This is a genomic window from Pectobacterium peruviense, from assembly GCF_003312355.2.
In the GTDB taxonomy this organism is placed as follows: Bacteria; Pseudomonadota; Gammaproteobacteria; order Enterobacterales; family Enterobacteriaceae; genus Pectobacterium; species Pectobacterium peruviense.
In genome coordinates this window covers 1749820-1776703 of the sequence record NZ_CP161826.1, presented here as the reverse complement: position 1 = coordinate 1776703, position 26884 = coordinate 1749820, and the positions used below count along the sequence as shown (strand labels likewise).

The window sequence follows — 26884 nt, the reverse complement described above, 5'->3', positions numbered from 1 at the left end:
ATAGGCACCAAATGCAGCGCTATTTATTGCCTTAACCTTACGCTGACACCGTTACACTTATGCCCGATATAATCAGAAGCAGGAGAGCCGAACTAGAATGAAAACAATACATTATTATCTCTACCTGACGGCGTCCTGTTTTTTCGTCCTATGTGCCCCCGTTAATGCGAACGACCTTCCGGCACAGATCAATCAATTTTTTGCCTTACGCTTTCAGGGAAGCACGAATGCCGTTAACGTTGTGGTAAAATCACCAGAGTCGCAATGGCCACAGTGTGAAGCGCCCCAAATCACGTTGCCTGGGAATACGAAAATGTGGGGCAATGTGAGTCTGTCTGTACGTTGTGGGCAACAGCGTCGCTTCATTCAAACCGAAGTGCAGGTAACAGGGAACTATGTCATCAGTTCACGGCCTATAAATCGCGGGACAACACTGACGGAAAAAGATATTAGTTTGACAAAAGGCAGACTCGATTTATTACCACTGCGCCCTATACTGACGTTACAAGCTGCACAAGGTGCGGTTCTTTTACGCGATCTAACACCCGGACAGGTTATTACTGCGTCCATGATCAGGCGCGCTTGGGTAGTAAAAGCGGGTCAGTCGGTGCAGATTATCGCCCAAGGTGAAGGCTTTACGATCAATGGCGGAGGGAAAGCCATGAACAATGCAGCAGCCGGACAAGCAGTCAGGGTCAGAACGGCAAATGGACAAATAATCAGCGGAATCACAAATGAAGATGGGATTATTCTGATCTCACAGTAATTAATTAAAGATTTACTCATGTTTGCCGATGATAGTTACATAGTCATTTACTGACGACGTTTTAAAATTGAACACCAATGTGATGAATATTCAGTAACACATTGATGATTAACTATTTATCCTCAAAACAGAGGGATGTATTATGAGTATTGATCGCACACAGTCACTGAAGCCGGTCAGTCAGGTTCAGCAACGTGAATCTGGCGATGTCGCTAAAGCCAAGCGTAAACCGACTGAAGCTCAGTCTGAAGTCAGCGCAACACAGGTAAAACTGAGCGATGCGCAGGCAAAATTGATGCAGCCAGGTACGCAGGACATTGATATGAACCGCGTGGAAACCTTAAAGCAAGCGATTCGTGATGGCTCACTTAAAATTGATGCTGGAAAAATTGCGGATGCGTTGCTTAAAGAAACACAGGATTTTTTAGCAGGTAATTAATATTTATGGAAAATCTGCAATCGACTCTGGATCAACTACTGAGTAATCTGCGTGAGCTTGATGCTGTTCTGTCTGAAGAGCAAACGTTACTTTGTGCTGGGCATATTAATAACATTGCTCTGCAACTGGTTACTGAGAGGAAAACGTCCTTGCTGGCAACGATGCAGCATTTGGAAACGCGACGCCACGAAGTCGAATCCGCTCTTAAGTTACAAGCGCCTTATGACGGCATTGAACTGTTGTCGGCATACTGGCAGCAAGTCCAAGAGTTAACCCGACGTCTAAATAATCAGAATAAGCATAATGGCCTTCTGCTTAGTCGACATATCGCGTACACGAATGAAGCCATCAATATATTGAAGCCTCGTCATGGTCAGGGATTGTATGGTCCTGATGGTCAGTCGAAAGGTGTGACCGTTGGCGGTAGAAAAATCACATTCTAAAAGTCTCTGCATTTTAGCAGAGACTTTTCATCATTTAAGACAGTCAGTTATTTAAAATAACCCTTTCCAAAAATCACTTGTAGTTTACCGCAATATCGATCGTACGAACGCTGAACGTATGATTAATACGTCCGTTTCCTTCAATGTAGTATACAAAACGAAACTCATTATTTGCCGCTAACCCATCAAATGCCTGAGTTTGTCCGTCTCCACTACCATCTAAGTCAACACAACGCTGCGGCGATTGTGAACACAGTTTCACAACAAGTCCTACGGGTATCGCTGAATCAATTACATGCCGCCAATATATTGTCGTAATAGTTTCATCTGGTTTAACAGCCATATTAGGAACAAAAGCTGACGTCGTAATCATTTCGCCACGATGATCAAGTTTTATTCCAGGCATGCTTCCGTTCCAGCTACCTGGCGTCGCGATAGCACAAAGTGGGAGTGCGAACGCTATTGCTACAAGAGAACGAATCACCCTCCTCATTTATGCGCTTCCCCGATAACTGATGTCATGCGAATCTGTCGATGATCGCTGATTTCCAAATTAGAAAGTACGGCCATGTTTGGCAGACTACGATGTAAGAACCGAGCAAGCAAAGCGCGTAAAGCATGGTTCACAAGCAAAACTGGCGGAGCACCCAACATTTCCTGCCGCTGTAGCGCTTGTTTCGCCTGTTCAAGCAGACGATCGGCAAGACCCGGTTCAAGGCCACCACCACCTTGAAGCGCCTGTAGCAGAAGACGTTCCAACGACCCTTCCAGACCAATAACCTGAAGTTCACTATCTCCCGGAAACCACTGCTGAGTGATAGCCCGTCCCAGAGCAACCCTAACCATCGTCGTGAGCTCATAAGGGTCTGGCTGCACTGGCGCATGTTCGGCCAATGTTTCCATGATGGTACGCATATCCCTAATCGAAACCCTCTCGCTGAGCAGATTTTGCAAGACCTTGTGCAACGTAGTTAGCGTTACCACACCAGGAATGAAATCTTCTGTCAGTTTAGGCATTTCCTGCGCAACGCGATCCATCAATTGCTGAGCTTCTTGCCGTCCAAACAGTTCACTGGCGTGTAATGCAATTAAGTGGTTCAAGTGTGTTGCAACCACTGTACTTGCTTCTACTACCGTGAATCCTTGAGCTTGAGCCTGATCTTTCAGAGCATTATCAATCCAGACTGCCGGCAGCCCAAACGCAGGATCCTGTGTGATGTCTCCAGACAAAGAGCCAACCGCGTTACCCGGATTGATCGCCATCCAACGGCCAGGGTGAGCTTCACCGCTGCCCACCTCAACACCTTTCATCAATATGCGATAACTGGCAGGCTGAAGTTCTAGATTATCCCGGATATGAACCACGGGCGGTAAATATCCCATTTCCTGAGCAAACTTCTTCCTGATACTACGAATCCTGCCCAGCAGTTCGCCATCTTGCTGCGCGTCAACCATTGGGATCAACCGATAGCCAACCTCCATACCCAGCGGATCTTCAAGCTGTACATCGGACCAGCTTGCTTCAATAATCTGATGCTTCTCCATCGATGCTGGAATAGGTTGCATCGCAGGTTCTTTTGTCTGATCCCCACGTATCCACCAGGCAAGCCCTAACAAAGCTGCGGTGAATAACAAAAAGACCAAATTAGGCATTCCGGGGACCAACCCAATGAGCCCAATCACCGCCGCACTCAGTACCATAACTCGCGGATTATTGAATAGCTGGGTGACCATCTGCTGGCCAACGTCTTGATCGGTACTCACACGAGTAACAATGACACCCGCAGCGGTAGAAATAATCAGTGCAGGGATCTGAGCAACCAGGCCATCACCGATAGTAAGCAGCGTATAGCTTTCCGCCGCCTGACCTACCGGCATTCCGTGCTGCACAACACCGACGATCAATCCACCAACAATGTTGATGACCATGATAATCAATCCAGCGACAGCGTCACCACGCACGAACTTACTGGCACCATCCATTGAGCCATAGAAATCTGACTCCTGAGTTACCTCAGAGCGGCGCTTTTTCGCCTCTTCCTCACCGATTATCCCTGCATTAAGATCGGCATCGATCGCCATCTGTTTGCCTGGCATACCATCCAACACAAAGCGGGCGCCAACTTCAGCGATACGCCCGGCACCTTTGGTGATAACCATAAAGTTGATTAAAACGAGAATGATAAAGACCACAATACCGATGGCAAAATTCCCACCGACGAGAAAGTGCCCGAATGCTTCAACGACCTTCCCAGCTGCAGCGGTACCCGTATGCCCGTCCAACAAAATAATACGGGTAGATGCAACGTTGAGTGACAAACGCAATAGCGTAGAAAACAGCAGGATCGTAGGAAATGCAGCGAATTCCAGCGTCCGTTGCGTAAACATCGCAACCAGCAATACCATGATTGATAGTGCGATATTAAAGGTAAATAGCAGATCCAGAATGAATGGCGGTAACGGCAATACCATCATGGAAAGTATCAGCAGGATCAGTATTGGTCCGGCTAATATTTGCCATTGGCCACCTTTCATATTACTCGGTAAACGAAGCAAAGAGGCCAAATTAGCCATCAGTAGTATTCTCTTTAGCAAAATCCAGTGCATCCGGCACTGGTAGATGTTTCGGTTTTCTAGGAATTAATCCACCTTCCCGCTTCCAGCGTTTCAGTTGATAAACCCAGGCTAAGACTTCTGCAACGGCAGCATACAGCGCGGCCGGAATGTGCTGCCCGACCTCTGAATGACGAAATAGTGCTCGCGCCAACGGTGGTGCTTCTAAAATAGGAACGCGGTGTTCTGTCCCCAGTTCACGAATACGCAAAGCGATGTCGCCAGCCCCTTTAGCCAACACTTTCGGCGCATTCATTTTTTTCTCATCATAGCGTAATGCTACCGCATAATGCGTCGGGTTAGTGACTATCACATCAGCTGTAGGAACATCGGCCATCATTCTACGTTGTGCCATTGCTCTTTGCTGTTGACGAATACGACTTTTAACATGAGGATCGCCTTCGCTCTGCTTATGTTCATCACGGATTTCCTGCTTACTCATCCGCAACTTCTTAATATTGCTCCAGATTTGCCAAAACACATCAAAAGCGACCATCGGAACGAGGCCCATAATAATGAGAAAGCCACACATGACAGCCAGCACCAGCGCATCACCTAACGCGGAAACCAGCGGTTCGGTGACTAAATGTAATATTTTCGGCCAGTTATGTATCAAGAACAAGGTACTGACGACCCCGACCATAACTGACTTCAATATCGCCTTGAAAAGCTCCGCCAGTGCTTGGGAAGAAAATAATCGTTTCAGTCCGGAAATAGGATCTAATTTTTTGAAGTCAACTTTTAATGACTTGCCACTAAATAATACTCCACCCAGTAGCATCGGCGCGGACAGAGCCACTAACACGGATCCTATAATAATCGGTGTCAACGCAGACACAGCTTGTCGCAGTAATGATCCTGCATGACGGAGCATCTGGGTATCATCACCAATCGTCGCGTAATCAAAATTTAACGACTGTGAGACAATTCTGGCCAATTTTCCAGCCATGGCATCGCCCCCCATCCACAAAATAGCCAATCCTGCGACCATCATCAGAACAGAAGTCAGCTCTCGAGATCGCGGGATCTGGCCTTCTTCTCGCGCCTTTTCCTCCTTTTGGGGAGTGGGGGCTTCTGTTTTCTCTAGATCGCTATCTTCAGCCACGTTGGCGTTCCTGTTACGACTTTTGGTATAGGAATTTGCTGCCTAGCATGACAAATACGAGAAAGTTTTATGGCTGGAACAACGAGAAAAACCGACGCTTCTTTAACGAATAGTAAAAAAGAAAGGGAGGGAAAGGAAAATAAAGTTTAGCTATTTATGGCCATAAATACTGGCCATAAATAGCTAAGGCGATGGTGCTCGTCGCTTTTTCAAAAAAGAAGATAACTGCTTTTCTTGAAGCAAGATTCATCAGAACCCGAGGCTATCCAGAAGGTCATCAACCTGATCCTGATTGGCTACGATACCAGCAGCACCTTTATCCATCTGAGGCCCGTTCAAAAGACCATCATTTGCACGCTTAGGCGCATCTGGTTTTTCTGGAATATTTTCCAGCAGCACCATCAGCAGTTGTTTTTCAATCTCCTGAACAACATCCATCATGCGCTTGATTACCTGACCGGTAAGGTCCTGGAAATCCTGCGCCATCATAATTTCCAACAACTGGGCGTTGGTAAACGAGGTATGCTGTGGTACATCTTCAAGATAGCTACGCGTATCCGTCACTAATTCGCGCGCATCAGCCAGCTCGATAGGATTTTCAAACCATTCATCCCAACGAACCTTCAGAGATTTAGCATCAGCTTCTAGCTGGTTCTGACGTGGTTGAGCAGCCTCTACGCAATTCAGAGCACGTTCTGCCGCTTGCGCAGTCATCTGGACAACGTAGTCAAGACGATCGCGTGCATCAGGAATAGCCTCTGCAGCTTCTGCAATCGCATTATCCAGACCCAGCTCTTTCAAACTGTCGCGTAGCATACGAGTCAATTGGCCGATGCGCGAAATGATCTCGGTTGCTGAAGCTGTGTCGTTCACGGACGGCATATGTGGCGTCATAAGATCCCCTTACATACCCAGTTTTTCGAAAATCTTACTTAGTTTTTCTTCAAGGGTAGCTGCAGTAAATGGTTTAACTACATAGCCGCTAGCACCCGCTTGTGCCGCAGCAATAATATTCTCTTTCTTCGCTTCTGCCGTTACCATCAGTACGGGAAGGCTAGAAAGCGCGCCGTCTGCACGAATAGTCTGCAATAGCTCCAATCCATCCATGTTGGGCATATTCCAGTCGGAAATGACGAAATCAAAAGCACCGGAGCGAAGTTTATTCAGCGCATCTGCGCCATCTTCTGCCTCTTCTACGTTGTTAAAGCCCAGTTCCTTCAGCAGGTTACGGACAATTCGGCGCATTGTCGAAAAATCATCCACTACCAGAAATCTGAGTTCTTTATCGGCCATACCTACTCCTAAAATATTTATTGCTCACCGAGAGCTGCTTATATACGTAATGCCTGTCCGGCAGAGATTTGTGCCAACATTCGCTGGCTCACCTGGTGCAAATCCACCACTTCATCGACGCCACCCATCGCAATCGCTTCACGTGGCATCCCGAAAACCACACAACTTGCTTCGTTTTGGGCTAGGGTATAAGCACCAGCTTGGTGGAGTTCCAACATGCCAGCTGCCCCATCATTCCCCATTCCCGTAAGGATTACCCCTACGGCATTTCGCCCAGCGTATTGTGCAACCGAACGGAATAACACATCAACTGATGGACGATGCCGATTGACTGGCGGTCCATCATTTAAACGTACTTGGTAGTTTGCTCCACTACGCGCCAACTCAAGATGGCGCGCGCCCGGCGCAATATACGCATGTCCAGGAAGGACACGTTCTCCATCTTCTGCCTCTTTCACCGTAATCTGGCATAACTTGTTCAAACGCTCGGCGAAAGACTTCGTAAAGCCAGGTGGCATATGCTGTGTAATCAATAATGCGGGGCTTGTCGGCGGCAGAGGTTGTAATACATGCCGTATCGCTTCCGTTCCCCCCGTCGATGCACCAATCGCGATAAGTTTTTCACTACTGAGCAATGGCATATGCTGAATAATTTTTGTCGGCTCTGCCGCTGTACTCCGTTGAGGCAGGCGCGCCTTCGCTGCCATGCGAATCTTTTCCGCAATCAATTCGCTGTACGCAAGCATCCCCTCGCGGATACCTAGCTGCGGTTTGGTGACAAAATCAATAGCACCAAGTTCTAGAGCGCGAAGCGTAATTTCAGAACCTTTCCCCGTTAAGGATGACACCATTACAACAGGCATCGGGCGCAAACGCATAAGCTTTTCAAGAAAATCCAGCCCGTCCATGCGCGGCATTTCAACGTCTAGCGTTAATACCTGAGGATTGAATTTTTTAATCAAATCACGAGCAACTAATGGATCTGGCGCAGTCGCTACAACTTCCATATCAGGATGGCTATTAATTATTTCAGTCATGATCTGACGCATTAGGGCAGAATCATCAACGCATAATACTCTTATCTTGCTCATTATCTTTCCTTAGCCAGCCCATATACAGTTTGCCCACGCAAATAGAATTCACGACTGATCTGGCTGAAATTCTCTGAATGCCCAGCAAATAACAACCCACCCGGTTTAAGCATCGGGACGAATCGACGGAGAATACGCTCTTGAGTTTCTTTATCGAAATAAATCATCACATTGCGACAAAAAATAGCATCGAATGGCGCGGGGACAGACCAATCGGGTGCGAGCAGATTTAGTTGTTGGAAATGCACCATGGACGCAAGCTCAGGGCGAACGCGAACCAAACCGCTATGCGGCCCAGTACCACGTAAAAAAAACCGCTGTAGTTGCTGTGGAGAAAGAGAGCGCAGCTCTTCCTGGCGATAGATTCCCGCCGTTGCTTTTTCTAACACTTGGGTATCAATGTCACTGGCCCATACCTGACATCCACTCGCTTTATTACCTAAGACCTCGGCAAGTGTCATCGCCAATGAATAAGGTTCTTCCCCTGTAGATGCTGCCGTACTCCAGATGGTGTAGCCATTGGGACGTTTTTTGGCATGCTCAGCTAATATAGGGAAATGGTGGGCTTCGCGGAAAAATGCTGTCAGGTTAGTCGTTAATGCATTAACAAAGGCTTGCCATTCCGCGCTGTTAGGATCTGACTCCAGTAAGGCTAAATACTGACCAAAGTCATTGATACCCAATAAACGAAGACGTCTGACCAAACGGTTATAAACCATTTCTCGTTTGTGATCGGCGAGAACAATGCCGGCGCGCTGATATATTAATTGGCTGATTCGGCGAAAATGTGTGTCCGACAACGGCAACCTGTCAACCATCTGCGTCAGAATAGAAGCAGATTCAGGGCGATTTTGCGATGGTGTAGTTTTCATATCAAACCGCTCTAATCTTGTTTTTTGCTATGGTGTTTTTCAATCTGAACTTTCCTTTACAGCTAACGCAGGTTTTTATTGTCATTCGTCAATTATTTATCGCATTGCGATTAAAACTGACACTGTATTGGTAATACACCCCGCAAGTTCTGAAAGCTGAACCGCTCAGCGTGCTTGTTCTACCAAAGCCACATGCTGTCGGGTGGCGTTGTCCCTCTCATCACAGCTGTGCTACCTGCTTGCTTTGCTTTTTGGCCTTAATATTTTTGGCCTTAATACCAAAGCCGACCTCACCCCATCACATCCATAACACAAGTTACAGATTGAACAATACCATGAATTACCATACCGCAAAGTACCAAGCACCACCTTACGATAATCCAAGTGCACACCGATAAATGACTCGCATATTCATTTTTTAAATTATGGCGAGTAAACAATCACCCAGCCACCTACATGTAAGCGGCTGGGGATGTATTCAGTCACAGCGTTAATGCATCTTGGCTTATTTATAGCCTATACCACGGTTTCTATCAGAAGGTTTCCCAATTGTCAGTTGATGAACCTTGTTTCGCTTTTTTGCCGCCATTCACCGATGGAGACAACAATACAGGTTTCTGACCCATTGTTGCTTGCGTCGTCCTTCTGAACGATCCCGTATCTTCAGACAGGCGGAATACAGCAACAGCCTGATTTAGCACTTTCACTTGTTCTTCCAATGCAACCGCTGCGGCTGCAGACTCTTCAACCAAGGAGGCGTTTTGTTGCGTAACCCGATCCATCTCAGTTACGGCCTGACCAACCTGATCAATACCTTTACTTTGCTCATCAGAAGCAGAGGCAATTTCGCCCATAATATCCGTTACACGAGTGACGGCACTGACGATCTCTCCCATCGTCTCACCAGCACTTTCAACCAAGACAGAACCTTCATCGACCCGGCTGACAGAATCTTCAATCAGACTTTTAATTTCTTTCGCAGCCTGAGCACTACGTTGCGCCAAATTACGAACTTCCCCTGCAACAACCGCGAATCCACGGCCTTGCTCTCCCGCTCTTGCTGCTTCAACCGCCGCATTCAGAGCAAGAATGTTAGTTTGGAAAGCAATACCATCAATCACACTAGTAATATCGGCAATTTTTTGGGAACTTCCAGCAATATTGTGCATGGTTCTGACGACATTATCGACGACCTTGCCTCCCTTCTGCGCCGTCTCTGACGCACTCAGTGCCAACTGGCTAGCCTGTCGAGCATTTTCCGCATTCTGTTTAACTGTTGCCGTCAGCTGTTCCATGCTTGCCGCCGTTTCTTCCAACGAGGCAGCCTGCTGTTCGGTACGTGAGGAAAGATCGTTATTCCCTGCACTAATCTCTGTAGCGCCAGTATAAATGGCATCAGCGCCTTGTCGAACCGCGCTCACCGTCGAAACAAATTCACTTTGCATATGGCGAATACTGTCAGCCAGAATCCCCATTTCATTACTACTGTGAAAGTCTGTCGTTTTTGTCAGATCACCTTTCGCAATATGGCGAATATGTTCAACAATACTATTTAGCGGCCTAATTAATAATTGCTGAATTCCGAACCAGGAAAACAAGGCTAGGGCAAAAACCAGAATAATAATAGAACCAAGAATCCAAAGCGCTGAGTCATACGCTGCATCATTTTTAGCTATACCAGCCTGATAAAGTTTATCGTTTTCTGCTTTATAGGCGTAATACGCTTTTTCAAAGTTATCCTGAAAGCGCTGGGTCGGTTGCTCAATAAATTTCTTAAACTCCCCTGCGTTCAAAAACTGAATGAGTTCGGTCAATGCAGCATTCAGAGCGACGTAATTTTCTTTTACGCCACGAGAAATACTGTCATCCTGCCGTGCATCCTGAGGCATTTTCTCATATCGAATGAAATAATCATTTGCCACCGCAAGTTGCTTTTCAGCAGAGGTGAGAAGTTCTTTACCGCCAGCTCCCGCACCCGTCCCGCTTACGTCAAGGGCAAAGCGCGTACCCGCACGGTTAAGTGTATTACGAGTCTGTAATAAATATGACCATGCTGAATCCAACTCGGAACGCTTCTGGTTAATAACCTGCGTTGAGCTGAAGATATCCTTATCATTTTTTAATGCACTAAAGAATAAACCACCAGAAATAAGCTGAAGTGCCCCAAACAACACCAGTACAAGCATCAAACCGGTAACAACTTTTATACGGTTAAACATATAACGCCTTTTGAGTAAACCAACCACCGATAATATCGGCATTATTCTGGATATCTTTACGAATTTTTGAACTGACAAGGATATGGATAAGGATATGAATAAGGGAGGTTTTCGGGGCCACTTTCGTAGCCCCTGAAAGCCGATGGTTCAGACTTTCAATACGCTATCGACCAGCGCCATTTCTTCGCTACTCAACAGTTTCTCGATATCAACCAGAATCAGCATTCTCTCGCCCAGAGAACCCAAACCAGTCAGGTACTCTGTAGACAGCGTTACAGCAAATTCAGGTGCCGGTCGAATTTGGTCCGCAGTCAATGACAGCACATCAGACACACCATCCACGACGATACCAACTACACGCTGACCAAGATTCAAAACAATAACAACTGTGTTGTCGTCATATTCAACATCTTGCTTTGCGAATTTAACGCGCAAGTCAACAATCGGTACAATGACACCGCGTAGGTTAGTGACACCTTTAATGAAGGAAGGTGTGTTGGCGATACGCGTTACCTGGTCATAACCGCGAATCTCTTGTACTTTTAAAATATCAACGCCGTACTCTTCGTCACCCAGCGTAAAAATCAGGAATTCCTGTCCTACTGTTTCGCCGGTTAATTTGGTGACGCTTGCAAGTCCAGTCATGTTTTCCACCCTTTATTAACGATCTGTTTTATTAAGCAGCGGTTTCAACCACACGCTTTTCACGATTAAGCGCTTGTAACGCTGAAACATCCACAATCAGCGCAACGCTACCATCACCGAGAATGGTAGCGGCTGAAACGCCTGGTACCTTGCGATAATTACTTTCCAGGTTTTTAACGACGACCTGATGTTGCCCAATCAACTGATCGACCAACAAGGCATAGCGTCGACCTGCACTTTGCAGAATAACAACAATACCCTGCGTAGCATCCGTTTTAGCGCCATCCACATCAAAGATATGGAACAGTTCAACGAGAGGCAAATATTCACCACGGACCTGCAATACGCGCTCTCCGCCAGCTAACGGATACAAATCTTCCGACTGCGGCTGCAAGGATTCCATCACGGCATTAAGCGGCAGAATAAAGACTTCTTTGTTAACTTTAACGGACATGCCATCGAGAATGGCTAGCGTTAATGGCAACAAAATTCTGATAGTCGTGCCTTTTCCAGCCTGGAAGTGGATTTCGACATGGCCACCCATTTCCTGAATATTTCGCTTCACCACGTCCATGCCCACACCACGGCCAGACACATCCGTGACCTTCTCAGCGGTGGAGAAACCTGGAGCAAAGATCAACATGCCCACTTCTTCATCAGACATCGAGTCGTTTACTGCCAACCCTTGGGACAAAGCTTTAGCCAGAATTCTCTCACGGTTGAGCCCTGCCCCATCGTCGATAACTTCAATACAGATGTTACCGCCCTGATGTTCCGCAGAAAGCGTCAGATTACCCACTGCAGCCTTACCGGCAGCAACGCGCTTATCTGGAGATTCGATACCGTGATCGAGGCTGTTACGCACCAAGTGTGTTAGAGGATCGATAATACGTTCGATCAAACTCTTATCCAACTCAGTCGAACTCCCCATCAGCGTTAGCTCGACCTGCTTATCCAATTTGGCAGCCAAGTCACGGACCAAACGAGGGAAACGGCTGAATACATATTCCATCGGCATCATACGGATCGACATAACGGACTCTTGCAGATCGCGAGCGTTACGTTCCAACTGACCCATACTGTTGAGTAGGTCGCCATGCGCCACAGGATCGAGTTCACTTGAGCGCTGTGCCAACATCGATTGCGTAATGACTAACTCACCAACGAGGTTGATCAGTTGATCGACCTTCTCTACCGCTACACGAATACTGGTATCACCGGTCTTTGCTTTATTTCTTCCATTTTCCGGTGCAGATTGCGGTTTTGCAGCAACTGGTGCAGGCGTTACCGGCGCTGCTTCAACCACCGCTAATGTCTCCACGACTTCAGCGACGGCAGGTTGGCTGGTTACGGCAGGTTTAAAACTGATTTGCTCAGGTTCGAGAACAAAACACAGCACTGCACTAATATCGTCTTCACTTTCAGACGTGACCAATGTCACTTCTACGCTAGTGTCAGTCTGGTGAGGATCTTTAACGGTTCCCAAATTGCCGAGTTCTTCCAGCATCTGAGGTATTTCCTGAGATTTCAGGCCGCTTAGTGCGATACGCATTTCGCCCTTACCCGCGCCATTAGATGACGGACTGGTAGAGTGCGTTGCAGTCGAGGTGTCATGCTGGGCTGCATCATCATCAGCTTTAGACTCCAGAGCAAGCTGGCGCAGAGCCTGACAGATGTACTCAAAGCTTTCAGCGTTGGGTTCCTGTGCGGTTTTATAAGCGTCCAACTGATCCTGCATAATGTCTTTTGTTTCCAGAAACAGGTTGATGATATCAGTGCTAAGACGCATTTCGCCACGTCTTGCCCCATCGAGTAGGTTTTCTAAAAGGTGCGTAGTTTCCTGCAATGCTTTAAAACCGAATGTACCAGCACCTCCTTTTATAGAGTGAGCCGCACGGAAAATCGCATTCAATTGCTCGGTATCGGGCTCTGATGGATCCAACAATAATAAGTGTTGTTCCATATCTGCCAGTAATTCATCTGCTTCATCAAAGAATGTTTGATAGAAAGCACTCATGTCCATGCTCACGTGGTCACCTCTGCTGTGAATCGCGGCTTATTGAGAAGGCGTCGCCTGGCTATCGGGCGCAGCAGGCAACGCGGTGGTTGGCTGTTGACGCTCTGGAGCAGGAACTCCATTAGTTGGTTGTGGCGATGCTCCACCACTTCCACTCGTATTGTTGTTATCACTATTTTCGGCAGCCGGAGTGGTAGGTTTAGGCTTATCCAACCCCATATTTTGTAAATTTTCCACCTTGTCTATATTTACAGCAGAGCTTTCTGCATTTTCTTCTTCAATGTCTTTTTGCGCTTGTCTGCTCAATACCAACAAACTAATGCGTCGGTTAATCGCATCATTTCCACTTGCCGCCTGTTTGAGGCTCATTGTCGCAGCCATACCAACAACTCGCAAAACCTTTCCATCAGACAAACCACCCCAAATAAGCTCTCGGCGTGATGCATTGGCACGATCTGCAGACAATTCCCAGTTACTATAACCACGCTCCCCTGTCGTATACTGAACATCATCGGTATGACCGGAAATACTCAGCTTATTAGGGAAGTCATTCAGAATAGGGGCTATCGCGCGCAGGATATCTCGCATATAAGGCTCAACCTGCGCACTACCGGTTTTAAACATTGGACGGTTTTGGCTATCGATGATTTGGATGCGTAATCCTTCCTCAATCATTTCAATTAATAGATGCGGACGGAGTGCGCGTAATCGAGGATCGGCCTCAATTAACTGATCCAAGCGTTCACGCAGCCTATTGAGCCGAACTTCATCCAACTTCTTTTCTACGTTATCCGTTTTGATGGACTTTTTCACTTCACCATCTTGCTGAGTCGGATCATTCCCTCCACCGGGAATCGGGCTGGAACTGTCGCTTGATTTAGAGCCTGACGTTAACGCAACCTTTAGCGGAGTACGAAAATACTCTGCGATTTGCGCCAACTGCATTGGCGTAGAAATTGCGATAAGCCACATTACCAGAAACAATGCCATCATTGCTGTCATAAAGTCAGCGTAGGCAATCTTCCAGGAGCCACCATGGTGGCCCCCATGTCCAGACTTACGCTTTTTGCGAATAATGGGATGCTGATGTTTCATGCGTTACTGTCCGACGCTTGCTGAGTCGGTGATTTCACTCGACGAATGTGCTCTTCCAATTCGGTAAAGGAAGGACGCTCCGTCGAGTACAACGTTTTGCGCCCAAACTCAACGGCAATTTGCGGAGCATAGCCATTAAGGCTCGACAGTAGCGTGACTTTAATGCACTGCAATACTTTGATTTTTTCTGCATTTTTCTGGCGCAGTAAAGCAGCCAATGGAGAGACAAAGCCGTAAGCCAGTAGAATACCAAGGAAGGTTCCCACCATCGCGTGGGCGATCATCATCCCTAATTCAGCGGCAGGCCGGTCAACATAGGCTAGTGAGTGAACAACACCCATAACTGCAGCGACGATACCAAACGCAGGGAGACCGTCCCCCATCATCGTCAAACTAGACGCAGGCACTTCACTTTCGTGTTCAACCGTTTCGATCTCTTCATCCATCAGCGTTTCAATCTCAAACGCATTCATGTTACCGCTGACCATCAAACGCAAATAATCGGTGATAAACTCAACAATATTGTTGTCGGAAAGGATATTAGGATAGCTTGAGAAGATTTCACTTTCACGAGGATTATCAATATCAAATTCCAGGGAAAGCATGCCTTGTTGGCGGGATTTGGCCATCACACGAAAGAGCAAAGCCATGAGGTCCATATACAATGCTTTATTGTACTTGGAGCCTTTGACCAAAAGAGGTAACGCACGTATTGTTGCTTTTATCGCCTTTCCGTTGTTACCAACAATGAAAGCACCTACCGCAGCACCGCCGATAATCAGCAGCTCCGAAGGTTGATAAAGCGCACCCAAGGCCCCACCGACCATGAGATAACCGCCGAGTATCGAGGCCACAATTACGATATAACCCAATATAACCAGCACAAGAAATCCTTATAATAAAAAAGGTGGGCGGAACGTGAGATAAAACTGCGGAGCCGTAGCCAGGACGTTCTTGAGGAAGAAATCTACCACCGTCTTCATAACCAACAGTGATAGATTCACAAATGCTACAGGCTCAGACTGCGTGTTTTACCTGTTCATCCAGCAGTTGAGGTATTATATCGGCAAGATTTTGCGAAAGTTTACGCCTTTTTACCGCTCTGGAAGGGGGTTGGCACAAACTACAAACAAAACTGTTTTTAGGTTGATGAGCATGAGTAATGAACATCCCTTTACAGCAATTACATGACGACAGTTGCAGCATACCGCTGTCAACAAACCGGACTAATGTCCAGGCTCGCGTCAATGCTAACAGTGGGGAATCGCTCTGCGGCGCACACTGTTCCAGGTAGAGTCGATAAGATTTAATAACTGCTTCAACACCGCTGCACTGCCCATTCTTGATTAAAAAGTTGTAGGCGTTGTAGAACATTGATGAATGAATATTCTGTTCCCAGGTCATAAACCAATCCGTTGAAAATGGTAACATTCCCTTTGGCGGCGGACTTCCTCTAAGTTCTTTGTACAGTTTAATCAATCGTCCGCGACTTAACTGAGTTTCACTTTCCAACATCTGTAAACGAGCACCGAGCGAAATGAGCTCCATCGCTAATTGGATGTCTTTCGCTTCCTGAACAATACTTTTCTCCGCCATTACTTATGCCCTTTTCTTAGGCTGGTTCTCTTCTTTCGAAGTTAACTGTTGTAATAAGCTACTCGACAACAAAATCCCCGTATGGATTTGCTGTAAATCATCCACGCGTGATTCCTGAGTCAAGACTTTGATTGTATTGTGATCGTTAAAGCGGAAATGACATATCAGTTGGTTAGTTTCTGCCAATTTCACCATTTGCGGTAAAGTCAGTTGCATCAAGATATTTGCCATCTCGTCATTGATTCCCAGACGAAACATTGCAGAGGCTTTTTCATCATTAATTAAGCGTTGCGCTAGTAACAAATAAGACAGATTAATGTCATAAATGTGTTTGAGTAATTCAGAGGTACCCATATTTCCCATCCCGACAGGCTATGTTTAAAACATAAGTTAGGTGATAGACCATATCGCCCAGTTCGAAAATCACTCTCCATTGATGGCATAAAAAACTATCGGTGCCAGATACTGCGAGCTACTACTTTATCATTTATTATTCGGGCAATCGTTACCTGCCAACTTTACGCATCACGCTACGAATCCGTTCATCCGTTGCTTTCTAGTCCTACTCTGAAGACCCTCTCCAGCTAAAGCATAGGATTAATCCTAAAACAGCGCAACTGTACCGCCTAATCCATAGCACATACAACGCGGCTGAAGAATGATTTTAGCCATTATGTGACACAGATCACACAAATGAAAGCATTATGAGCCTAACCCTGTCTGGTCAGATCACTTTTATGCTTATTTTTACGTCAAAATCGCACATCAAACGTTACAAAAAAAAGCATTCGAAATAATAAAAAAGAAACAATTTGCTTGCTATGTAAATGATACCTATACAAAAAACCCACTGCACCAAAAACATACACCATTATGTAAGTTTATACCTTTCACTAAAAACTTACACTTTTTACCCCAAAAACACTTAACAGCATGTTCTGAAGCAAAATTTATCTATCTCCTGCCAACATGCTGTTGCAGCAATAACAAAGTATATAGGCATAGCAGTGAAAAATCAGATAAGTAATTAATTTATTGATATAAAAAGGGATGATCTAGCCGTGGCAATGAATTGCAGTCGCTGACAGTATGAAGTCATACGAAACAACCGTATGGTTTTAACGCGCTCAAGAGTCACGCGGCAGGATGCGTCAGCAAAACGATAGGTGCACTGTATATAGAAGCATTTGTCCGATCACGTCTTCACGATCCGGTTAACCAGCCAAATACCTGAACATACCAGAATAAGCGCAAAGAAATATTTCCACTCAAGAATGCTCTCATTAAGAAACAGTGCTGACAGCAGTGTGCCAGACACTGGGATGAGGAAATTAAATGGTGCAACCATACCGACTCGATTATATTTCAGCAATTGACTCCATAATGAAAAAGCGACGGAAGAGAGCAAAATAAGGTAGCCTAACATCAATACAGCCTTCCAATCAGGTAGGATAAGTGACCCGCCTGTACAATATCCTGATATTGTTAAAATGATCCCACCAATAGCGAGTTGATAGCCGGTCATGACGGTTGGATCCATCGTTTGTGATATCCGCTTACCATATATAGTCGATGCAGATAAAATAAATGCGGCAATAACGACAAATCCATCACCTAATAGTGTAAAACTACTATTCATTCCATTACTATTGATATTAACTGCCATCACACCAGCGAAACCTAATATACACCCCATTATCTTATTGATATTTAATTTATCATTTTGGTATAAATAGTGAGCAAGCAGAACACTGAAAAACGTGCTGGTTGCATTCATGATCGAGCCTTTAACACCAGTAGTATAAGCCAGACCGATATAGAAAAAAACATACTGTAATGATGTCTGAAATGTTCCCAATATTGTCAGTTGGGCTAACTGCCCACGCTGGAAACGCCCGATAGATCGCCCGCTTAGCACGGCAAGCGCCAGCAACAACAGTCCTGCGAACGTGAAGCGATAACCCGCGAAAACGAGTTTTCCAGGAATATCATTATCCGCAATGTGAAACAGCTCATAGCCATTTTTAATTGCCGGATAGGCACTCCCCCACAGTAAACAGCATAATGTGGCGATAAAAAAAACAACTTTTTTATCAGAAAAAAAATGCGTGCGTTTTTCCAAGAAAAATCCCTCCAAAGATAGAGCCCACATAATAGCGTTGAACCCCAGACAAATAAAGTTAGGGCATCAGACACTTTATTTTTCATTATCAATCTGTATGATTTCACACCACGTAATTTTCTTTTCTTTTTAAAGAGTTAAAAACGTGATCGGGATCGCATCGAATTTGATTAAGGTTTCTCAATATATGCCGATTATCTTTTACATTGGTTGTTTAGCTAATGGATTGTCATTAATGTAGACAGTAAAGCCTAAACGCCAATGCCGCCGCTAGTGGCATGGTAAATCATAATTTCCTGAGAATGAGCGAATGGATATGAAAATAACTTCAAGGTCTGAGCAGCACGTCGAGGCTGGCATGCTGAGCAATTTACGGCTAGTTCCCTTATTCATCATTATTCTGGGTGGTATCATGCTGTTATTTGCAGCATCTATCGGCACATCCAGCTACTTTTTACAAAGCAGCAATCAGTCATTAGATGACGTTACACAAGAAATCGATACCCGAATGGGGATTTCAAACAGTTCCAACCACCTTCGCACTGCACGTTTATTGCTAATTCAGGCAGCGGCAGCGGCACGTATTGGTGACTCTCAGGTCTTCAATGACAACCTGAAGCAAGCTGAACAACGTCTGGAACAGTCCAAGAAAGCCTTCCTTGTGTATGAAGAACGTTCAGTTAAAACACCTCAAGATATGGCGTTGGACGGCGATTTACGCAAATCCTATGATGCTTATGTCAATCAAGGTCTTATGCTGATGCTTACTGCAGCGAAGCAAGGACTGTTTGAGGAGGTCATCACGCTCGAATCTGAAGAAACCCGTGTTTTAGATTTGGCCTATAACAAATTTTTGCTAGAGGCCGTCTCTTACCGTACGCAAAGAGCGAAAGAATTAAACGAAACGGCGCATAAAAACGCGCTGCTCGGCTATTCGTTGATGGGAGGTAGCTTTGCTCTTGCCACCATTTTAACGCTTATGACATTTTTCCTTCTGAGAGGGATCCTCATCAAACCAATAAATCAGTTGGTCATGAGAATTCAGCGTATTGCGCAGGGCGATCTGACTCAAATGTCAGACCGTTATGGCAAGAATGAAATTGGTACACTCGCTAGCAATGTTCAACAAATGCAGTCTTCACTGGTTACTACCGTCACTACCGTTCGGGAAAGCGCGGACTCTATTTATCAAGGTTCAACCGAGATCTCATCCGGTAACACCGACCTCTCCTCTCGCACCGAACAACAAGCCGCAGCGCTTGAACAAACCGCGGCAAGCATGGAGCAATTAACCGCAACCGTGAAGCAGAACTCAGAAAATGCGCACCACGCAAGCCAACTCGCGGCGAATGCTTCTGGGAAAGCCAAGCAGGGTGGAGACATCGTGGCAAACGTGGTCAACACGATGAACAGCATTTCGGGTAGTTCAAAGAAAATCTCTGAAATTACCAGCGTCATTAACAGCATTGCTTTCCAAACTAATATTCTCGCACTTAATGCCGCAGTTGAGGCAGCCAGAGCGGGAGAACAAGGTCGTGGTTTTGCCGTTGTCGCGAGCGAAGTTCGTAGTCTCGCACAGCGTAGTGCGCAAGCGGCAAAAGAGATCGAAACGCTAATTTCCGAATCAGTCAACCTGGTCAACAGTGGTTCTGTTCTGGTTGATAACGCCGGCCAAACCATGAAAGAGATTGTCGATGCCGTCACTAACGTCACCGACATCATGGGCGAGATTGCCTCTGCGTCTGACGAACAAAGCCGAGGAATTACTCAGGTCGGTCAGGCAATATCGGAAATGGACAGCGTGACACAGCAGAATGCGTCGCTCGTTCAGGAAGCTAGCGCTGCAGCAGCATCGCTGGAAGAGCAAGCAGCATTGCTTACCCGTGCAGTTGCGACATTTAAATTATCCAGCCATTTATCAAGCGGTCATTCAGCACCTGCCAGACCGAACGCGCTGGCCGCTAAGGGCCGTTCATCGCTCGCCCTTCCCCGTCAAGCCAATACGGAAAATGGTAACTGGGAAACGTTCTAATACTGGATATTAAAAACACTGCGAGCATTGTTCACTCGAACAATGCTCGCATATTGATATATTCGCTTTTACTCTTTTATCGGCAACGTCTTTGGCTCAACAAACGTGCCATCCTTACTATCAACTTCATTGAAAAACCAGATGCCCGCTGGGTAATCCTTTAATGCCACTAAATACATAACCCCTTCTTGAAATGTATCCACAGCCAGAATCGTCCCTTCCCGGCGCGTCTTCCCATCGGTTTTAACAGTAACCAGATCATTAACTTTCATAAATTTATCTCAAAATAGCTTCTAACATCAAAAAAACAGCATTATCATTGACAACTACGGTAATAATAGTACCTGTATGAAATGATTAATTTTATTTATTTTTAACAACGCCATGTTGACCCTCTCTGTCATTAAATATCGATTATTCAGGCAAAAATTGATCGTTTCTATCCTAGTACATCCGATATATTCGCAAAAGAGATTAAAAGTTGAACGAACTACTGAACGTTAATGAACAGAGAGATCACGGTGAGTCGGGCTACAATCAAGTCATAACATCAGAATGGACGCAATTGATAGCTACAACCTCACAGCAATCTTTTAATCTACTACGCACCCTCGCCGATCAGAAAGCATCCGATTTTGCCGATGAGTTCTACACTTACATGCTCAAAGACCAAGAAGCGTCGCTTTTTCTTTCCAGCCAGCAAGTCCATGATCGACTCCATGGTTCGATGAGCAAATGGATAGCCGCCATTTTAACGAATACAGGGGACCATCTGGCAGATCTGATTAGCCATCAAAAGAAAATTGGTCAGATTCATGCACGTATTGGTATTCCTGTCGATCTGGTTGAACGCGGCGCTCGGCGTCTCAAATGGCACCTTTATGAAGACATCGCACAGGTGGCAGATGATAAAGCGCTATGCTTCGATGCCATGCGTTTCGCTTCCATTTCGATGGACATCGCCATAGAGATAATGAGTAAAACGTATTCTCAATCGCACGATCTGGCAGCCAAGAATGAAGAATCCTATCGGCTATTTTCTATTCTGGAAAATGCCAGTATGGAGAGAGAACGGCAGAATGCATCGCTGCTAAATTGGGAAAATGCCTTTATTTTTAGCGTTGCTACCGGTACGCCACTTTCCAGCATCCAGGATTTAAGCGATTCTGATTTTGGCCTGTGGTTTAACCATAAGGGGAAATCCAGCTTCAGTAACATTCAGGGGATACGTACCATCGCGACAATCATGACTGAAACCGATGAGTACATCCGCAACTATAGTCATACAGCACTATTGACGCAGCAGGATTACGCACCGCTACTTAAAGCGGTCAGAAGTAAAATCTATAAAATAAATATGCTGTTGGGATCGCTATTTGACGAAGTTCAAAAACTGGAGAGTGGCAAGGATACATTGACCCTTCTGCTAAACCGCCGCTTCCTGCCAACGATTCTTCGACACGAAATATCGCTGACAATGCATTCAAATACGCCGCTCAGCATCGCTATGATTGATATTGACCACTTTAAATCCGTCAATGACACCTATGGTCATGCCGCTGGCGACAACATCCTGAAAAGGATTGCAGAGATTCTGTATGAGAGCACGCGAAACAGCGACTATGTGTTCCGTTATGGCGGGGAAGAATTCCTGATCGTACTCATTGAGACACCTAAAGTTGCCGCTCACACCATCATCGAACGGCTGAGAAAGAAAATCGAGAATCACTCTATCCATCTTCAAAACGGTGAAAGCGTCAAGATGACCATCAGCGCAGGCATCGCCGTGTATAGCGGTCATCCAGATTATGAGTGCCTAATAAAGGCTGCGGACGATGCACTCTATCAGGCCAAAGCCAACGGCAGAAACAGGATCGAATACGCGCCGGAATAGCTATCCCGTCTTAATGGCAAACCTGCATTCAGCCCACATCAGAAAAAGAATAGCGCCCTATTCATCATCGCAGGTTTGCATCGTGTCCCTAACCCAACGGATGAATCTTCCTCATTATTAGACAAATTCTTTTTTTCTCGCACACCGATCTCAATCCGTCGGCCAGAGAGATTTGCACACGCCAGCAAGGACATAAAGCGAGTTTGTTTTGAGAGTGTGAGCTAGAGAAGGTAAAAGTGAATGCTCGGAAAAATACAACATGATAAAAATAGTGAGTTAGAAAAAAGCCATTTTTAACACGTGGCTTTCATATATAGCTTTATGCAGGAAAAAATCGAAACAACCATTAACTTACTTATTTTATTACATAATTGGCGGAGAGAGGGGGATTTGAACCCCCGGTGGAGTTACCCCCACTCCAGTTTTCGAGACTGGTCCGTTCAGCCGCTCCGGCATCTCTCCGTTTAAGCTGTTGCCATGATGCCCGTTTTTGCGGCATGTTAACAGCACCCGCCCTCGCCTTTAAATTCAAGTGACGACTTAACGAGCAATAGCAATGATTAAATGGCCGTGGAATAACACTCAACCTCAGGTGCAGACGCTTGAACATTGGCAAGCTGCAATTTCGATCCCGCTTCTCGCGCCCTTAAGCGACGAGGAACACCAGAAACTCGTCGCCCTTGCCGATCAGTTTCTGAAACAAAAGCGCTTGATTCCGTTACAGGAACTGCTATTGACAGACATCATGCAGCAGCGCATCGCTCTGCTGTTTTCTCTGCCAGTGTTGTCGCTGGGAATGGATGCGCTGGATGGCTTCCATGAGGTTCTGATTTATCCCGGCCCGTTCATTGTCGAGGAAGAGTGGCAAGACGACATCGGACTCGTGCATAAGGGGAAGATGGTGCAATCAGGGCAAAGCTGGGATCAGGGACCAATTGTCCTCAACTGGCAGGAAGTGCAGGACTCTTTCGACCTCTCCGGTTTCAACCTCGTCATTCATGAAGTCGCACACAAGCTGGATATTCGCAGTAGCGGTGAAGCAACCGGCGTTCCCTTGATTCCACTACGCGATATTACTGTCTGGGAACAGCAGCTGCACGCCGCAATGGATGCCTTACAGGAAGAGATCGATTTGGTAGGAGAAGATGCCGCTAGCATGGATCCTTATGCCGTCCACGATCCAGCAGAATGCTTTGCGGTGCTGTCGGAATATTTCTTCAGCGCCCCTGAGCTTCTCGAAGAGCGCTTCCCCGATCTGTATCGCTGCTTCCAAAAATTCTATCGACAAGATCCGCTCGCACGACTAAAAAGCTGGCAAAGTAGCGTCAACTACCGTGCACCATCCATTTACTAACTCATAAAAAAACAATAAATTGTACATAGCCTAAACAGTCAGACGAGAAAGCTGATTTTGCCGTTGACAGTACCGCGGGTGCCGGATATCATCCGCCCCGTTCACACGATTCCTCTGTAGTTCAGTCGGTAGAACGGCGGACTGTTAATCCGTATGTCACTGGTTCGAGTCCAGTCAGAGGAGCCAAATTTAGAAAATCCCGCTTAAGGAAACTTAAGCGGGATTTTTGCTTTTCAGCACTTTGTTTAATAAATTCATGTGCAAAGCGTCCTAAACGCGCATTCCGTTTTCGCCCCCACATTAGAAGAATGAGGTGGTCAGATTTGGGGTCAGGTTGGTTCGATGACGGAGTGACCCCCACATGTCTCTTAACGACTCAAAAATCCACAACGTAAAACCACCCGCAAAACCCTTCAACATTTCCGATTCTCACGGTCTGTACCTGCTGGTTAATCTAGGCGGTTAACACCTCTGGTGCCTATACTGAGGTTTTTGCTGCTCTTTAGGTATCCAATCAGCACCGATTTTAGAAGACAGAATTGAGGGCAAACTTACTGAACAGCGTTACTGAACAAAAGGAGAGATCAAAGAGATCGACACGCCTTTAAACCGCAGCTAAACGGGCCTTCAGTTACCGTTGAAGCCGGAATGAATACCTGATATTTATCGAGCGGCTTTGCATGAAAATACATCATCAAACACCAACCAAGGTTAACAAAAATGCGACACCACTCTATGGCCAGCCTTACCAGAGTAATCGTCACCACTGCATTGTTTTGTACCGCCTTTTCTTCCATCGCCGCACCACAGAATGTTTCCCTAAAAAATCAGCAATTCGAGGGTCTGATCAGAGAACCGCTTACGTTGCAGGTAACACTGGATAATGGTACTCCAGCGATATTGGATGCATTTGTTACCCGGCCAGTTGGCCAAACAAAACTCCCTGTGGTGGTGATCACTAACGGTACCGTTGGCACTGCCGAGTTTGATCGCTGGGAACTGAATCCAAACCGCGAATCGTCAACTACGCTTGCCTTTGCACGCCACGGTTATGCTGCCGTTAGCGTATTGCGCGAAGGATACGGCTATTCAAGTGGTGGGGCTGAATATTTAGGCGGTTCCTGCAAGCAGCCGCTGCATAAACTGGCAGGTGAAAAAGACACCAGAGATATGCTGGCTGCGCTTGAGGCAATAAGACGCCAGCCTTGGGCCTCTGCGGATCAAGCGATCCTAGCAGGGATGTCAGCAGGCGGTTTTGCCGTTCTGGCAACCAGCGCGGCAAACCCTCCTGGCGTTCAGGCTATAATCAATTTTGACGGCGGCAGAGGTTCCATCGACGGCAAATCACTTTGTGATAGAGCCGGTCTGATTAATGCCTTCACCACTTATGGCGTAACCGCGCGCATCCCTTCCCTGTGGCTCTATTCCAGCAATGATCAATCTTTCACGCCCAAAATGGGCAGAGCATTTTATGAAGCCTACCGGAGTGGTGGAGGTAACGCTGAATTTATTGAAATGCCAGCTTTTGGAAAAAATGGGCACGTTTTTATGGATACGGCTCCAGAGAATTTCTGGTGGAAACGCGTAGCTGACTTCCTTGCAGAGCAACACTTGCCATTCGAGGAAGTCGTAACGTTGCCGTTAACACATCTCGTTTCCCCCGCAACCCTTAATAACCTCGCAGGCAAAAAGGCGTTCAGAAACTATGAAACAGCACGGCTTTATGAGAAAGCGTTTGCGACGGGTAAAGATGGGGCATGGGGAACAGCATACTGGGCGCGAACCGGTAGTGAGGCGGCTAACATAGCGGTTAAGAACTGCGAAAAATTCCAGCCTAAAGATGCCACCAGTTGCACGGCATATGCCATCAATGATGAGGTTGTAGCAGAGTAAATCGGCCATGAAATCGGGAACCCCTTCGGGGGTTCCGATCAGGTGAGTACGGGCTTAAAGCCTGAGAAACTTATACTTAGGCCGGATAGTTAAACGCCTACTTTATTCACACTTGCCTGTGAGCGACAGCGAAACAATACCAGTGCAACCAGGCACGCCGTTGCCTGTATACCGCCCAGCGTGGTGACAGCGGGAAACGTCAGTACCGAGCCGAGCCAGGTTGTCATCGCAGCCATTCCCATCGTCAAAAAACCAAGCAGAGCAGATGCCAAGCCAGCTTCTTTCCCAAAGGGGCCCATTGTAATCGCCGTTCCCAGTGGGTTGGCTAAGCCCATTCCCCAGAGGAACACGACCATGGACAAGGTGTACCAGCTCAAACTCGGTGCTTCCGGCCCAACCAGTAGCAAGCTTCCACCGACTAACGCGGTAGTGAGCCCCACCGAAGCAATCCTTCGTGGACCATAACGGCGAGCCAGTCGCGGTGCAGCCATGCCTGCCCCAAAGACAACAAATACGGTGGAAGCAAAGTACAGTCCAGCCTGGAGCGATGATAGGCCAATCCCACTCATCAGAATCGCTGGTGCCGCACCGAAAGAAGCAAATAATCCGCTCATCAACAGACTCATCGACAGTGCCGGAAGGATAAATTTCCCGTCCAATCCCAACCGTCCATAGGCAAGTAGTACGCCTGAAATGGAATGCGGGGCACGGCGTTCAGCGGGGTGTGTTTCCCCCAGCCCGTGAGCATAAAACACCGCGATGATAAAGGCGGCAAGCCCCACCAGTATAAAGATCGCTCGCCACCCTAATGTGGTGGTCAGTACACTCCCCATCAACGGTGAGAATCCGGGGGCAGCAGCCGTCGCGATCATCGTCAGAGACAGCGCACGCGCCAGTGTTTCACCTTCAAACAAATCACGTGCAATCGCGCGCGCTAACACCGCAGCAGCGCATATACCCAGCGCCTGGATGACTCTTCCTACGATCAGCGTGTCAAGTGAACCGGCAAGGCCGCCAACTACCGTGCCAACGATGAATAGTGATAGTCCCCCCAAGACGAGCGTCTTGCGTCCGTAGCGATCCGACAGCGGACCAACCACCAGCTGAGCTAGCGCGAAGGTAATGAAAAAACTGGAAAGCGTCAGGCCAAGTTCGCGTGCGGACGCCCCGAGCTGCTCCCCAATCTCTGGAAATGCTGGAAGGATGATGTTTGTGGACAAGATGCTAATAGCCGAAAGACCTGCCAATAATGCGACAATTTTTCCGGTTAATCGTGGGCCTTCTGGGGTGTGAGGCTTTGCCATCATTTTAGTGGGTTTACTTTCAGTGCTCATGGTTACCTCAACAGCAATGACTGGCGTGAAAATAGGTTCCACGCCAGCAGGCACAAAAATG

Annotated in this window: 24 protein-coding genes and 2 tRNA genes; 8 read left to right on the top strand and 18 right to left on the bottom strand. The window is 46.7% G+C overall.

All coding sequences use genetic code 11. The features are described 5' to 3' along the window. Window positions 1-97 precede the first annotated feature (97 nt). The 3 genes from flgA to flgN all read left to right on the top strand — a co-directional run bounded on the left by flgA (window position 98) and on the right by flgN (window position 1648). Window positions 98-766 carry a flagellar basal body P-ring formation chaperone FlgA gene (gene flgA / locus DUT67_RS08045; protein WP_048259590.1) on the top strand — a complete coding sequence of 223 codons (669 nt, stop codon included), beginning with the start codon at window positions 98-100 and terminating at the stop codon, window positions 764-766. A gap of 142 nt (window positions 767-908) precedes the next feature. Next, entirely contained in the window at window positions 909-1205 is a 297-nt protein-coding gene (gene flgM / locus DUT67_RS08040) for a flagellar biosynthesis anti-sigma factor FlgM (RefSeq protein WP_048259589.1), read from the top strand. A 5-nt stretch (window positions 1206-1210) separates the two neighbouring features. Further along, a complete protein-coding gene (gene flgN / locus DUT67_RS08035; RefSeq protein ID WP_048259588.1) occupies window positions 1211-1648 on the top strand; it encodes a flagella synthesis protein FlgN in 438 nt (145 codons plus the stop codon). A gap of 73 nt (window positions 1649-1721) precedes the next feature. On the opposite strand, the gene DUT67_RS08030 is transcribed toward flgN, so the two are convergent. From DUT67_RS08030 to DUT67_RS07960, 15 genes are all read right to left on the bottom strand, one after another. After that, a complete protein-coding gene (locus DUT67_RS08030; protein ID WP_048259587.1) occupies window positions 1722-2141 on the bottom strand; it encodes a flagellar protein FlhE in 420 nt (139 codons plus the stop codon). Beyond that, window positions 2138-4222 carry a flagellar biosynthesis protein FlhA gene (gene flhA / locus DUT67_RS08025; RefSeq protein WP_048259586.1) on the bottom strand — a complete coding sequence of 695 codons (2085 nt, stop codon included), beginning with the start codon at window positions 4220-4222 and terminating at the stop codon, window positions 2138-2140. Before flhA ends, DUT67_RS08030 begins: the two co-directional genes overlap by 4 nt. Beyond that, the gene (gene flhB / locus DUT67_RS08020) at window positions 4215-5366 is read right to left on the bottom strand and encodes a flagellar biosynthesis protein FlhB (protein WP_048259585.1); all 1152 of its coding nucleotides are present in this window, start codon (window positions 5364-5366) and stop codon (window positions 4215-4217) included. The genes flhA and flhB overlap by 8 nt, the downstream gene beginning before the upstream one ends. 249 nt (window positions 5367-5615) lie before the next feature. After that, window positions 5616-6260: a protein phosphatase CheZ gene (cheZ, locus tag DUT67_RS08015; protein WP_048259584.1), complete on the bottom strand. Its 645-nt coding sequence runs from the start codon at window positions 6258-6260 to the stop codon at window positions 5616-5618. Between the two features lie 9 nt (window positions 6261-6269). Continuing rightward, complete coding sequence (gene cheY / locus DUT67_RS08010; RefSeq protein WP_010301639.1) at window positions 6270-6659, bottom strand: chemotaxis response regulator CheY; 390 nt, start codon at window positions 6657-6659, stop codon at window positions 6270-6272. Window positions 6660-6697: 38 nt separating this feature from the next. Next, complete coding sequence (locus DUT67_RS08005) at window positions 6698-7750, bottom strand: chemotaxis response regulator protein-glutamate methylesterase (RefSeq protein ID WP_005970716.1); 1053 nt, start codon at window positions 7748-7750, stop codon at window positions 6698-6700. Next, window positions 7750-8622, bottom strand: a complete 873-nt coding sequence (cheR, locus tag DUT67_RS08000) for a protein-glutamate O-methyltransferase CheR (protein ID WP_048259583.1) — start codon at window positions 8620-8622, stop codon at window positions 7750-7752. Before cheR ends, DUT67_RS08005 begins: the two co-directional genes overlap by 1 nt. Window positions 8623-9155: 533 nt before the next feature. Further along, complete coding sequence (locus tag DUT67_RS07995; protein WP_048259830.1) at window positions 9156-10841, bottom strand: methyl-accepting chemotaxis protein; 1686 nt, start codon at window positions 10839-10841, stop codon at window positions 9156-9158. Between the two features lie 147 nt (window positions 10842-10988). Continuing rightward, window positions 10989-11486 carry a chemotaxis protein CheW gene (gene cheW / locus DUT67_RS07990; protein ID WP_039298652.1) on the bottom strand — a complete coding sequence of 166 codons (498 nt, stop codon included), beginning with the start codon at window positions 11484-11486 and terminating at the stop codon, window positions 10989-10991. A gap of 31 nt (window positions 11487-11517) precedes the next feature. Continuing rightward, window positions 11518-13503, bottom strand: coding sequence for a chemotaxis protein CheA (gene cheA / locus DUT67_RS07985; protein ID WP_189315238.1), 1986 nt, complete (start codon window positions 13501-13503; stop codon window positions 11518-11520). A 39-nt stretch (window positions 13504-13542) separates the two neighbouring features. Then, on the bottom strand, window positions 13543-14598 hold the full coding sequence (gene motB / locus DUT67_RS07980; protein WP_048259580.1) for a flagellar motor protein MotB: 1056 nt from the start codon (window positions 14596-14598) through the stop codon (window positions 13543-13545). Then, window positions 14595-15482 (bottom strand): flagellar motor stator protein MotA, encoded by an 888-nt coding sequence (motA, locus tag DUT67_RS07975; RefSeq protein WP_048259579.1) that lies wholly within the window; start codon window positions 15480-15482, stop codon window positions 14595-14597. Before motA ends, motB begins: the two co-directional genes overlap by 4 nt. Before the next feature lie 133 nt (window positions 15483-15615). Continuing rightward, window positions 15616-16194, bottom strand: coding sequence for a flagellar transcriptional regulator FlhC (gene flhC, locus DUT67_RS07970; RefSeq protein WP_048259578.1), 579 nt, complete (start codon window positions 16192-16194; stop codon window positions 15616-15618). 3 nt (window positions 16195-16197) lie between these two features. Continuing rightward, the gene (gene flhD, locus DUT67_RS07965; protein WP_048259577.1) at window positions 16198-16548 is read right to left on the bottom strand and encodes a flagellar transcriptional regulator FlhD; all 351 of its coding nucleotides are present in this window, start codon (window positions 16546-16548) and stop codon (window positions 16198-16200) included. A gap of 841 nt (window positions 16549-17389) precedes the next feature. Next, window positions 17390-18346, bottom strand: a complete 957-nt coding sequence (locus tag DUT67_RS07960) for a DMT family transporter (protein WP_189339526.1) — start codon at window positions 18344-18346, stop codon at window positions 17390-17392. Between the two features lie 280 nt (window positions 18347-18626). Between DUT67_RS07960 and DUT67_RS07955 the strand changes: the two genes are divergently transcribed. Continuing rightward, window positions 18627-20348, top strand: coding sequence for a methyl-accepting chemotaxis protein (locus DUT67_RS07955; RefSeq protein ID WP_048259575.1), 1722 nt, complete (start codon window positions 18627-18629; stop codon window positions 20346-20348). Between the two features lie 68 nt (window positions 20349-20416). Here DUT67_RS07955 and dsrB read toward each other — a convergent pair whose 3' ends face one another. Beyond that, window positions 20417-20620: a protein DsrB gene (dsrB, locus tag DUT67_RS07950; protein WP_048259574.1), complete on the bottom strand. Its 204-nt coding sequence runs from the start codon at window positions 20618-20620 to the stop codon at window positions 20417-20419. A 209-nt stretch (window positions 20621-20829) separates the two neighbouring features. On the opposite strand from dsrB, the gene DUT67_RS07945 reads away from it, so the two are divergent. Beyond that, window positions 20830-22242: a diguanylate cyclase gene (locus DUT67_RS07945; RefSeq protein WP_048259573.1), complete on the top strand. Its 1413-nt coding sequence runs from the start codon at window positions 20830-20832 to the stop codon at window positions 22240-22242. Window positions 22243-22614: 372 nt separating this feature from the next. Here DUT67_RS07945 and DUT67_RS07940 read toward each other — a convergent pair. Next, window positions 22615-22704 (bottom strand) — tRNA-Ser (locus DUT67_RS07940). A gap of 94 nt (window positions 22705-22798) precedes the next feature. On the opposite strand from DUT67_RS07940, the gene mtfA reads away from it, so the two are divergent. From mtfA to DUT67_RS07925, 3 genes are all read left to right on the top strand, one after another. Continuing rightward, window positions 22799-23596 carry a DgsA anti-repressor MtfA gene (gene mtfA, locus DUT67_RS07935; RefSeq protein ID WP_113626245.1) on the top strand — a complete coding sequence of 266 codons (798 nt, stop codon included), beginning with the start codon at window positions 22799-22801 and terminating at the stop codon, window positions 23594-23596. 110 nt (window positions 23597-23706) lie between these two features. Next, a tRNA-Asn gene (locus tag DUT67_RS07930) sits at window positions 23707-23782 on the top strand. 534 nt (window positions 23783-24316) lie between these two features. Beyond that, complete coding sequence (locus DUT67_RS07925) at window positions 24317-25489, top strand: dienelactone hydrolase family protein (protein ID WP_048259571.1); 1173 nt, start codon at window positions 24317-24319, stop codon at window positions 25487-25489. Between the two features lie 89 nt (window positions 25490-25578). On the opposite strand, the gene DUT67_RS07920 is transcribed toward DUT67_RS07925, so the two are convergent. Then, the gene (locus DUT67_RS07920; RefSeq protein WP_048259570.1) at window positions 25579-26823 is read right to left on the bottom strand and encodes a multidrug effflux MFS transporter; all 1245 of its coding nucleotides are present in this window, start codon (window positions 26821-26823) and stop codon (window positions 25579-25581) included. Window positions 26824-26884: the final 61 nt, after the last annotated feature.

Coding starts and splice junctions, on each gene's coding strand:
- flgA (WP_048259590.1), top strand. CDS start 98: ATGAAAACAATACATTATTATCTCTACCTGACGGCGTCCTGTTTTTTC.
- flgM (WP_048259589.1), top strand. CDS start 909: ATGAGTATTGATCGCACACAGTCACTGAAGCCGGTCAGTCAGGTTCAG.
- flgN (WP_048259588.1), top strand. CDS start 1,211: ATGGAAAATCTGCAATCGACTCTGGATCAACTACTGAGTAATCTGCGT.
- DUT67_RS08030 (WP_048259587.1), bottom strand. CDS start 2,141: ATGAGGAGGGTGATTCGTTCTCTTGTAGCAATAGCGTTCGCACTCCCA.
- flhA (WP_048259586.1), bottom strand. CDS start 4,222: ATGGCTAATTTGGCCTCTTTGCTTCGTTTACCGAGTAATATGAAAGGT.
- cheZ (WP_048259584.1), bottom strand. CDS start 6,260: ATGACGCCACATATGCCGTCCGTGAACGACACAGCTTCAGCAACCGAG.
- cheY (WP_010301639.1), bottom strand. CDS start 6,659: ATGGCCGATAAAGAACTCAGATTTCTGGTAGTGGATGATTTTTCGACA.
- DUT67_RS08005 (WP_005970716.1), bottom strand. CDS start 7,750: ATGAGCAAGATAAGAGTATTATGCGTTGATGATTCTGCCCTAATGCGT.
- cheR (WP_048259583.1), bottom strand. CDS start 8,622: ATGAAAACTACACCATCGCAAAATCGCCCTGAATCTGCTTCTATTCTG.
- DUT67_RS07995 (WP_048259830.1), bottom strand. CDS start 10,841: ATGTTTAACCGTATAAAAGTTGTTACCGGTTTGATGCTTGTACTGGTG.
- cheW (WP_039298652.1), bottom strand. CDS start 11,486: ATGACTGGACTTGCAAGCGTCACCAAATTAACCGGCGAAACAGTAGGA.
- cheA (WP_189315238.1), bottom strand. CDS start 13,503: ATGAGTGCTTTCTATCAAACATTCTTTGATGAAGCAGATGAATTACTG.
- motB (WP_048259580.1), bottom strand. CDS start 14,598: ATGAAACATCAGCATCCCATTATTCGCAAAAAGCGTAAGTCTGGACAT.
- flhC (WP_048259578.1), bottom strand. CDS start 16,194: ATGGCGGAGAAAAGTATTGTTCAGGAAGCGAAAGACATCCAATTAGCG.
- flhD (WP_048259577.1), bottom strand. CDS start 16,548: ATGGGTACCTCTGAATTACTCAAACACATTTATGACATTAATCTGTCT.
- DUT67_RS07960 (WP_189339526.1), bottom strand. CDS start 18,346: ATGTGGGCTCTATCTTTGGAGGGATTTTTCTTGGAAAAACGCACGCAT.
- DUT67_RS07955 (WP_048259575.1), top strand. CDS start 18,627: ATGGATATGAAAATAACTTCAAGGTCTGAGCAGCACGTCGAGGCTGGC.
- dsrB (WP_048259574.1), bottom strand. CDS start 20,620: ATGAAAGTTAATGATCTGGTTACTGTTAAAACCGATGGGAAGACGCGC.
- mtfA (WP_113626245.1), top strand. CDS start 22,799: ATGATTAAATGGCCGTGGAATAACACTCAACCTCAGGTGCAGACGCTT.
- DUT67_RS07925 (WP_048259571.1), top strand. CDS start 24,317: ATGCGACACCACTCTATGGCCAGCCTTACCAGAGTAATCGTCACCACT.
- DUT67_RS07920 (WP_048259570.1), bottom strand. CDS start 26,823: ATGAGCACTGAAAGTAAACCCACTAAAATGATGGCAAAGCCTCACACC.